Source organism: Anabaena sp. CS-542/02, from assembly GCF_028331085.1.
GTDB lineage: Bacteria > Cyanobacteriota > Cyanobacteriia > Cyanobacteriales > Nostocaceae > Anabaenopsis > Anabaenopsis arnoldii.
Genome location: NZ_JAQMTM010000045.1, coordinates 1 through 9721 on the forward strand (window position 1 = coordinate 1; position 9721 = coordinate 9721).

Annotated in this window: 10 protein-coding genes and 1 pseudogene; 5 read left to right on the plus strand and 6 right to left on the minus strand. The window is 42.9% G+C overall.

Annotation, left to right across the window (positions count from 1 at the left end; all coding sequences use genetic code 11):
• A pseudogene (locus PN447_RS04460) lies at nucleotides 1-240 on the minus strand (hypothetical protein); the annotation flags it as partial.
• A 206-nt stretch (nucleotides 241-446) separates the two neighbouring features.
• On the opposite strand from PN447_RS04460, the gene hetZ reads away from it, so the two are divergent.
• Both hetZ and PN447_RS04470 read left to right on the plus strand, forming a co-directional pair.
• Nucleotides 447-1667: a heterocyst differentiation protein HetZ gene (gene hetZ / locus PN447_RS04465; RefSeq protein ID WP_271761143.1), complete on the plus strand. Its 1221-nt coding sequence runs from the start codon at nucleotides 447-449 to the stop codon at nucleotides 1665-1667.
• Nucleotides 1660-2643: a PatU gene (locus PN447_RS04470; protein WP_271761145.1), complete on the plus strand. Its 984-nt coding sequence runs from the start codon at nucleotides 1660-1662 to the stop codon at nucleotides 2641-2643. Before hetZ ends, PN447_RS04470 begins: the two co-directional genes overlap by 8 nt.
• A gap of 661 nt (nucleotides 2644-3304) precedes the next feature.
• Here PN447_RS04470 and rnc read toward each other — a convergent pair.
• Entirely contained in the window at nucleotides 3305-3997 is a 693-nt protein-coding gene (gene rnc, locus PN447_RS04475) for a ribonuclease III (RefSeq protein ID WP_271761148.1), read from the minus strand.
• 236 nt (nucleotides 3998-4233) lie between these two features.
• Here rnc and remA point away from each other — a divergent pair, with 236 nt between their 5' ends.
• Together remA and gmk are read left to right on the plus strand one after the other, a co-directional pair.
• The gene (gene remA / locus PN447_RS04480; protein WP_271733739.1) at nucleotides 4234-4500 is read left to right on the plus strand and encodes an extracellular matrix/biofilm regulator RemA; all 267 of its coding nucleotides are present in this window, start codon (nucleotides 4234-4236) and stop codon (nucleotides 4498-4500) included.
• Nucleotides 4501-4899: 399 nt separating this feature from the next.
• Nucleotides 4900-5499: a guanylate kinase gene (gene gmk / locus PN447_RS04485; protein ID WP_271761153.1), complete on the plus strand. Its 600-nt coding sequence runs from the start codon at nucleotides 4900-4902 to the stop codon at nucleotides 5497-5499.
• 127 nt (nucleotides 5500-5626) lie between these two features.
• Here gmk and PN447_RS04490 read toward each other — a convergent pair whose 3' ends face one another.
• The 3 genes from PN447_RS04490 to PN447_RS04500 all read right to left on the minus strand — a co-directional run bounded on the left by PN447_RS04490 (nucleotide 5627) and on the right by PN447_RS04500 (nucleotide 7071).
• Nucleotides 5627-6148, minus strand: a complete 522-nt coding sequence (locus tag PN447_RS04490; protein ID WP_271733726.1) for a photosystem I reaction center protein subunit XI — start codon at nucleotides 6146-6148, stop codon at nucleotides 5627-5629.
• Nucleotides 6149-6386: 238 nt separating this feature from the next.
• Nucleotides 6387-6536, minus strand: coding sequence for a photosystem I reaction center subunit IX (psaJ, locus tag PN447_RS04495; protein WP_271733727.1), 150 nt, complete (start codon nucleotides 6534-6536; stop codon nucleotides 6387-6389).
• A 40-nt stretch (nucleotides 6537-6576) separates the two neighbouring features.
• Nucleotides 6577-7071: a Photosystem I reaction center subunit III gene (locus PN447_RS04500; RefSeq protein ID WP_271733728.1), complete on the minus strand. Its 495-nt coding sequence runs from the start codon at nucleotides 7069-7071 to the stop codon at nucleotides 6577-6579.
• Between the two features lie 175 nt (nucleotides 7072-7246).
• On the opposite strand from PN447_RS04500, the gene tsaD reads away from it, so the two are divergent.
• Entirely contained in the window at nucleotides 7247-8290 is a 1044-nt protein-coding gene (gene tsaD, locus PN447_RS04505; RefSeq protein ID WP_271761149.1) for a tRNA (adenosine(37)-N6)-threonylcarbamoyltransferase complex transferase subunit TsaD, read from the plus strand.
• 54 nt (nucleotides 8291-8344) lie between these two features.
• Here the strand turns inward: tsaD and PN447_RS04510 are convergent, their stop codons facing one another.
• The gene (locus PN447_RS04510) at nucleotides 8345-9277 is read right to left on the minus strand and encodes an alpha/beta fold hydrolase (protein WP_271761151.1); all 933 of its coding nucleotides are present in this window, start codon (nucleotides 9275-9277) and stop codon (nucleotides 8345-8347) included.
• Nucleotides 9278-9721: the final 444 nt, after the last annotated feature.

Consider the following 9721-nt stretch of genomic DNA (forward strand, 5'->3'; position numbering starts at 1 on the left):
AACATCCTGTATGGTAGGAAAAGCGTAGATAACGAGCTTTTCCAGTCCTGGATGTGCACGATTGCTCAATGTAGTTAACACCCAGCGCTCTTCAGCATTTTGGAGAATATAGTACTGGGAATGGCGTAATTTCTTAGCGATCGCAATCAATGCAGGAGCAATTGCTGAAACGAGATGTGGTGTTATGCCATCGCGGGGTGCATTATTAATCAGCAATTGAACTTGTGTTTTTAAATCCATAATGACTTGTAAACGGCTCGGTGGGTAATGGCAAAAGCATCTATCAAATTGTGAACTATCCCATCACAGTTGGGAACTCCGATAGCTAAGGCTTGCGTAAGCCATACATAGGCAGATCCTAATTACGGGAAAAATTTAAACAGCCAACACCCACAGTCGTCACATGTTTTACTTAAGTATTTTAGGGTCTTTCGAAAACCGAGACTATGAATTCAGTCGCAACTGCAACAATTCCAAGCAAAAAAGTTACCACCCCAACCGTTCAGGGAGACAATTCTATCGGCGTTGAAGGGACATTCCAAGTCCTATATCAGGAGCTTCAGGAATCAACTAAAGCTTCCCAGCAGAATTGCCATGATGTAGCCACAAGAATTACCACTGAAGTATACCGGATTTGCCAAGAGAGTAAACGTATCCAGGCTTCCGGCGACGTGCAAAGCTCGGCGATTTCCCTAGCCAGACATCGCCTGCAACAGTGTATGAGATACTATCTCTTGGGTTCTAGTCGGGGTAGGGTAGAGTTACACAGTACTCTGAGTGCAATTACTTATCGCTACATCAATCCTCCTCAAAGACAGTTGAGCTATCAAGGACGACTGACCATTATTGAAGATTTTCTACAGGGTTTTTATCTGGAAGCGTTAAATGCTTTCCGCAGGGAAAACCAGATGGTCTCCACTTATCGTCCCCAAACTCTCCTGGAATTGGCAGAATACATGGCGTTTATTGAACGCTATGGTAAGCGGCGAATTCCCTTACCAGGACGACAGCAGCAGCTGATCATCCTGCGGGCTCAAACGTTTTCCCAACAGCAACCCCAGGAAACCAATGTAGATATCGAACAAGCTGCAGAAGGTAGTTCCAATGACAACGATGGTTCTTGGGAAGAACCAGCAGTACAGCAATTGCGTTCAGCAATGGCTATGCAAGCAGAACCAGAACCTGAAGAAGATACTCTGCGTTCGGTTGTGATTACAGAATTAATGGATTATCTCGAACAACGACAACAATCTGATTGTGCTGATTACTTCTGTCTTCGTCTTCAGGATTTATCAACTCAGGAAATTGAGTCTATTTTGGGTTTAACTCCCCGTCAACGCGACTACTTACAGCAACGCTTTAAATATCATCTGATTCGGTTTGCCTTATTACACCGTTGGGAATTAGTTCATGAGTGGTTAGAAGCCTCACTCCACACTAATTTGGGTTTAACTCCCCAGCAATGGCACAACTATACAGAATTATTGGATGACAAACACAGAGCGTTACTGAAATTGAAACAACTTGGACAGCCAGATGAGAAAATTGCTAAAACTCTAGGTTTGTCAACAGCCCAACTACAAAAACGGTGGTTTAAAATTTTGGAACAAGCATGGGAAATTCGTAACTCCCTAGTATCCGGATCAAGTGCATCTACTCATGAATAGTGACTCAGAATCCTTACAATCCGATTTACTCGATTGGTGGTTGGCTAATAAAACTAACACTAACGGGCTTAAACTGTTAAAGTGTAAGGAAATTGACGGGGTAGAAGACCTTCTCAATGAGGTGGCTGCTTTCACAAGCTGTGACCTAGAATTGGGAAGAATGCCCCAAACCTTTCAATTGGGAGAAATTCCTACTGTGCAAGAACGTTTCCAATCCGTCCTCAAGCGTCGGCTACAAATCCAAGCTCAAGAGCAGCCTCCTTTATTCCCCTGGGAGTCTCAATTAGTTGATTACCCAGATATTGTGGAAGAGCGATCTCTCGCATTAAATTCTAACTGGGGATGGATACCACAGCAGTCAAAGCTGAATCTGCCTATACCCCTACCAGATAAAGTTTTCCAACAATTATTGGCAAGATGTCAGGGGTTGATTACATCTTCGCTACCTCTAGGGGCAAAACTAGTTCAGGTAGTTGAGAGCTTTTTCCCCCATGAGTCACAGACAATTAATGATTTAGCTGGATTGGTGCTCAGAAGCACCTATCGGTCTGTGAACACTCTGGATACAATTCCCCAGATCCAGAATAATTACTCAGATTTACAACCTCATCAGCAGATGGCATTGTCATTACTTGCAGCTAAACAACTGCTAGATAACTTGACTTTACCAGTGTCTTTAGCCAATCCAGTGCTAGAAAGACAATGGTTAACCAGCGCCGGGCCTCTGAGTTTGAGGGTAGAATACTATTCTCAGGATCATCAGCTGGTGAAATTGAGAGTTAATTGTGATTTACCCGCTCCTGGAATTTTGAAACTACAAGGAAATGGTAAGCAGGCAATAGCCAATGCTGCGACTCCAGGAAAGTTGAGCATAGAATTATACATTGAAGAACTAGTTACAAGCTATACGCTAGAAGTTGATTTTCCAGAACTAGACCAGCACCCTTTAATGTTTGTGATTAGTTCGAGCATTTAGTTGAAATCACCAATGCTAGTGTTGTCACTTGACTAGTATTTCATGTATTATATATTACTCATGGTTTGAAACTTATCCTTTAGTCACAATCGATCATTAGGGTTTCTACTTTATTAACCAGTGGCAATTAATTGCTTTACGCAAACCGCATTGAAAACTACACAGGTTTAACCTCCGCAAACGGATGTAGCTTACCTTCGGGGAGTTCCTTTGTTTTTAACACAAACTGGCATAAAATATCATGGAGAATCAAGTTAGTCATACCAATTTGTAATTACAAAAGCCAGTTTCAATCGGCTTTTCCACATGATTGTGTCAGTGGCATTTTCCTAAGCTTGGTGTGAGTTACTCTCCCAAAGATTGTTTTCATGGCATCTACAGCATTCCTTTAGCGATATTCTCAATGTTTAACTTATCCACTAGCAACCAGGTTTAGCTTCTACCTATAGGCGGTTACTAGCGGCAAAATGTCCGCATACCAACGTCAACATCAGCAAAAAATATAATTTCCTTGAGATGACGAATGGCTGTAGAACCTTGTTGTGTAACTAATCTGTTCAAACCTCAAATAGGCATCTTATATATTGAAGCTGAGTAAAATCAGCACTTCGTGCGACATCTGCCAGAAATAAGGGACTTTTGCAATTACCGTTAAATGCGCTCATTCTGCAATTAAACCCTGTTTTTTGAGCTTAGTTAAGGCATTTTCTGCAGACCGTTTTTTAGCCTCCTTTTTACCACGAGCTTTTCCTTCTCCGTAAAGCTGTTCACCAACAAAAACCTGGGCAAAATATTCCGGAGCATGATCTTGTCCTCCGATGCGTTCCGTGATATAGTGGGGCAGCATAGAATCAAACTTAGCCTGTACCCATTCTTGTAAGCGGTTCCTGGAATCCACATTAGAACGGACTTGAATAATTTCTTCAGGCACAGATTTAAATAAATCTAAAATAATCGGGCGTATTTTCTCAATATTGCCATCGCAATCTAAATAATAAGCTCCAACAACTGATTCAAAAGTGCTACTTAATAAATTGGGGCTTTTAAGTCCTCCATCCTGAATCGCTCCTTTTCCCAGGCGCATTAAGGATTCTAAACCAACTTCAATGGCAAATTTAGCGAGTTGCTTCTCGTCCACGAGTGCAGATCTTCGGCGAGTCATTTCATCTTCTGCCATCTCTCGATAGCGAGTATCGAGATAGAGATACTCTCCACTGAGAAAGGTCAGCAAAGCATCGCCTAAAAACTCTAAGCGCTCATTATCCTTTTCACCAGAATTTTCGTTGACATAGGAACGGTGAGTTAACGCCTGACGTAAAAGTTTTCCGTTGTTAAATTTTAATAATTCATGCATTTGTGTTTCGTCTCTGAATTCTTGTGAACGACTTAGTTAGATTGTTTGTTGAGGTTTTGCATATCTCCTGGGGAATATTTTTAGTATATTTAGGTATTTATTAGCCAAAAAAATGATTTGTCATTTAAAAACTCAGGCTGGCTAGACATAAAGCGTTGTAACTCGTGTTTTTTGACGATAATATGGGGATAATTACCTTACCAGCTTGTAACACCACATTTGGTGTGAATTTTTTTATGGAAATACAATTAATTAACATTGGTTTCGGTAACATCGTGTCTGCCAACCGAGTAGTTGCCATTGTTAGTCCGGAGTCTGCCCCCATTAAACGGATCATTACCGATGCACGGGATAGAGGTCAACTAGTAGATGCAACTTATGGTCGTCGAACCAGGGCTGTAATTATTACTGATTCGAGCCACGTGATTCTTTCGGCAATTCAACCGGAAACCGTAGCGAATCGATTTGTGATTTCTCGGGATCATCATACTGTAGATAACTGATTTCATATAGGTCAATAACCCTAGAGCTATCTGCACCCTATCCGCAGTACCATATTAATTAGAGAAGTTTTCTGTCACTCATGTGCTACAAATTTGTTGATCACAAGTTCCTCAGATCACAAAAACACAGCTAATGACCCATAAATAGTGTCTCTTTTTAGTGATCCCACAGGAGTTCCGTTAAACCCGCAAGTTAAGAGTGAGCCGAATTGCCGCAGGAGTTGAATTTACTTCAAGTCTGCTCTCGTGAGTCAGGTTGGGAAAAATAGTTACTAATTCTTACTGAGGGTAGCTCTAGGAATAGCAGTGTAGTTAACTAGACATAAAATAATAATAGCAACGTACATTCCACACAAATGCGCGGTGAGACCGTTAATAATTAATTCAGAGTTTGAACGGATGAAGCAAGTTTTACCTATCCAGACTGGTTCTAAAACCAAAGAAAGCCCTTTTCTAGGCAGGCTAATTGTTTTGACTGGCCCAAGTGGGGTTGGTAAAGGCACTTTACTGCACGCGCTCTTAAAACGTCATCCGGAACTTTACTATTCTGTATCCGTGACGACTCGTTCTCCCCGTCTAGGAGAAATTAACGGTGAGAATTATTACTTTACTAGCCGCACTAAGTTTGAACAATTAGTTTCGCAAGGTGAATTCTTGGAGTGGGCAGAATTTGCCGGTAATTATTACGGTACTCCTCGCGAAGCTGTGCTGAACCAAGTTCACTCTGGTAAATTGGTGGTACTGGAAATTGAACTTAAAGGCGCAAGACAAATCCGTGCTTCCTTCCCCAGCACCCTGAGCATTTTTGTTTTACCGCCTTCTTTGAAGGAGTTGGAGAATCGGATACGTGGTCGAGGCCAAGATTCTGAGGAGGCGATCGCGCTTCGTCTGCGCCGGGCTGAAGAAGAAATTCAAGCCGCAGGGGAGTTTGACGTTCAAATTCTGAATGACGATTTAGAAAATGCTCTTAAGGACATAGAAGTCAAGTTATTTGATTGAAGCGTTGGGGTTATTACCCTCCTGGATGATTTTTGCTAAAAACGGGACATCAGGCATGGGTAATGGCAAAACATAATTAATCATTAGCGATTACCAATGCCCAATGCCTGATTATGAAAAAATCAAATTAACCCAATAGACCTTGAATAAGTGCCAAGTTGCTAGTTAAGAAATAAGCGACTACTGCACCGCCAATTCCACCGATTAAGAAAGAACTAGCAAAATTATTCCAGCTTTCTTTGGAGTTGAAAGCATCTACGGGTGGGTTGGGGACAGTGACACTGGCCATTGCCTTAGCAGGATTGGTATTTGCATATAGAGATAGGCAGGCTGTGAGAATCACAACCAAGCCAATAGCTCCCAGTAATCCAGCTAAGTTAGCATTAGAGGCATCACGTAGAGGACCCAATTTAGCGAAAGGTCCAAATAGCAAGTAACCATGAGCCATGCCCACTTCTAGACCACGTCTAGAAGGATTGAGACCTTGACGATAGGCGGGTAAATTATTAATGAACCACTTCACCAAGGGAGAAGAATTAATCGGTGTTTCGAGGTTTCCTTGCTGAGGATCACGTCCTGCGGGAGACACTACCTCGCTATTTCTGGGATCGCTGGGGCGATTTTTCGATGAATTTACTGCTTGGGCCATATTGTGTATTCGCCTTTAAATCATAATGATGGCATTGTTATATTATTAATAATAATTGTGGGTAAATATGTTTTTTGGGTCTTTAGTTTAAAAAAATTAATTTATGTGCTGTTCTTCAGCTAAGATAATCGCCAGATGATCTTAGTCAATATTCCTGTTAATTCGGGTGATGCCTGAGCCTAATATTGTGTGGTGCAATTGCACCACACAATATTACGACTGAAACTCTACTTTTTACTTATGGTAGTGGGTGGAAAAGTAGGTCAGGAAAAAAGCGGTTAAATTCAATTAAAATTCCGGCGGTAATGGTTAGCCAGATGGTAGCTGCTACTGGAGCGGTAGAAAGAAAAGTGATGAAGTAGGAGGATTGCTCGCCTTTGTCTGCCATGAATTTAGTCTCCAAAAGAGATGAATTGAGTGAGGGATAATTAACGGGGAGAAACAGTAATTTCTGAATCTTTAGCGGTTAACTCACCCGATAGGAATTCTTTAATCGCTGCTGCGGGCCAAGCAAAGCCTGATCCGATAATGGGTAGTGCTAAACCCAGATCAATTTGGATTTCTTTGGCTTCGGTGTCTGATAACTTTTTGATGGCTTGGAGGTAAGCACGGCCTACCCAGCCGATCCAACCGGCAATATACAAAAAGAGAATGCTGGGAATTAGGAAGTCACCAGCCCGATCAAGGCGACCGTCAACAATCAAGTGAGGGTAACCTTCAGGTCCACAGAGTGCCTGAGAATAACGCTCAAAGCGCTTTCTGCCTGATTCGGGATCTGCGGTGGTGTTCCGGGCATTTTTTGCTAGCTCTTGAAATGCGGGAGAGTCTTTACACGGTACCAGGTTAGCCCCCAGCGCTTGGGCGGGAGGGGCAAAATTGGACCAAAGACAAATCGCTAAAATCAAAGCAAACAATCGTCTCATGAGTTGTTTCCTTTTATTACAAAACAAAAAGTTATTGTACAAAACGAAGCGGCTTGTACAGTTGTTTATTTGCATAACTAGCAAGTCATCATACTCTTGGGCGGGAACAGAGTAAAGTTTAAGTAAATAAAAGTTAAAGCTTCTCCAACAAATCGTTACTTAACATAACCTGACAATGGCAACTGTTTTAGCAATAGAAACCAGCTGCGATGAAACTGCCGTGGCAATTGTAAACAATCGTCAAGTTTATAGCAGTGTGGTAGCTTCCCAAATTCTAGTTCACAGTCAATATGGTGGGGTAGTACCAGAGGTGGCATCTCGTCAACATCTAGAAACAATCAATGAGGCGATCGCACAGGCTTTAGAGCAAGCCCAACTAGACTGGGATCAAGTAGATGGCATTGCCGCCACATGTGCTCCTGGACTTGTAGGAGCACTCTTGGTAGGGTTGACTGCTGCTAAAACTTTAGCAATGTTACATAACAAGCCATTCTTGGGAGTGCATCACCTCGAAGGCCACATTTACGCAACTTATTTGAGTGAGCCCAGTTTAGATCCCCCATTTCTTAGCTTACTCGTTTCTGGTGGACATACAAGCTTGATTTACGTTAAGGATTGTGGTATTTACGAAACCCTGGGTGAAACTCGCGATGATGCCGCAGGTGAAGCTTTTGATAAAGTAGCACGGTTATTACAACTGGGTTATCCTGGTGGACCTCTCATTGATAAATTAGCACAAACGGGAAATCCCCGCGCCTTTACTTTCCCAGAAGGTAAAGTTTCTTTACCAGGTGGGGGATATCATCGCTATGACAGCAGTTTTAGTGGGTTAAAGACGGCGGTACTGCGATTGGTTCAGCAATTAGAGAAAGATGAAAAACAATTACCAGTCAGTGATTTAGCGGCTAGCTTTCAGGATACCGTGGCGCGATCGCTGACCAAAAGAGCGATCGCCTGCGCCCTGGACTATAATCTCAATACCATTGCCGTTGGTGGAGGGGTAGCAGCTAACAGCAGCCTGAGAAAAACCTTACAGTTAGCCGCCGGCGAGCATAACCTGCGTGTCCTGTTCCCACCCCTGAAATACTGCACCGATAACGCTGCTATGATTGCCAGCGCTGGGTCTCATCACCTATCCCTTGGTCATACATCACCCTTGACTTTAGGTGTTCAGTCCAGGTTACCACTCACCCAGGTGATGAACTTGTATAGTTGGTAACTTGTCTGGTTGATAGATAGCGTAGCCGAGCAATGGGAAAAATCCCACGGGCTGCTAGCCGTGGGATTGTCCAATGGAAAATTGTTTGACTATTGACCAAATATGATCAGCAACTGCATCGGGCTGTTCTAACATTGCCAAGTGACCACAATCGGGAATTTCAATCACATTGTCGCCAGTATATTTAAAAAGCCGATGAAAACTAGCTAAATGGCGAACATACTTGGGTTCCATTACTTTGTCATCAGTACCAGCCAAGAAATAAACTGGCTGCTGCAACTGAGACACTAGTTGAGGTAAACGGTTAATTTCTTCCTCGGTTGTAAAGTCTAGTAATGCTCCTAGCGCGGCTTCTGGGTCAGCCATGACAAAATCTACCACACGCTGACGCGCCCAATAACGGTCTAAAGGACGAGCGACACTTGCTCTAGTAAATAACAAATCAATTAAAGGGATATGAGAAAGCCAGCGCGGACGGACTTGCAAAAATCTTTGACCTGCTGAACGAAACTGCTCAAAGGACTCTTTGAGATAAATACCACCACCGGCGTTGATACATATAACTCCTTTAACACATTCAGGCATTTGAGCAGCAGCCCACAGGGCGATTGTGCCTCCCAAGGAATGCCCAATTAGCCAAGCACTAGTAATATTCATCTGTTCTAGAAGGGCAGCTAAATCCTGAGCATAAACAGCTGGCGTATAAATGGAATCAAGGGACAAACTCGACTCATCAATTGAGTTAGAAGTCAAGTTTACAGAAGTTGGTGTTTGAGTCAAATCTGGTTCTGGCTGGGATTTAGATTCACCAAAACCTCGCAAATCATAAGAAAGGCATTGCAAGCCAACTGAGAGGCGAGAAATGACAGGTTGCCAATACCCACGGCTATTGAGCCAACCGTGGATAAAGACTAAAGCATGGGGACAGGAAGTAGGAGCCGTGAGCTCGTATGCGTGTGGAACGCCCAAGATTTCAATGGTTGCCATACCTAATATCGTACCGCCAACAACGGGTGCGATTGAAGTACTTGCCCGTATTAACAACGGGGTATTATGGGGTTAAACAGCAATAACAGGTACAGCCTGTCTGACCTGGTCTCAACCTCCGGATAACACCTGACGCGGTATATGTTTTTTTGGGATTAGTACATTTTGGTAACAAACTTACCCATCATAGCATTGAATAGCCCAAGAAATGCCGCCGGTTGGGGATATTAGGCGCATCAATCACCGCGGCGTTCCACCAGTAGTAATGATGTACCAATGTTCCATCCCTAATTTCCCATCTTAGAGAATGTTTGATAAAGCCTTTTTCAGGCTAATGAAGTACACATCAATTCCCTATTCCCTATTCCCTATTCCCTATTCCCTATTCCCTATTCCCTATTCCCTATTCCCTATTCCCTATTCCCTATTCCCTATTCCCTATTC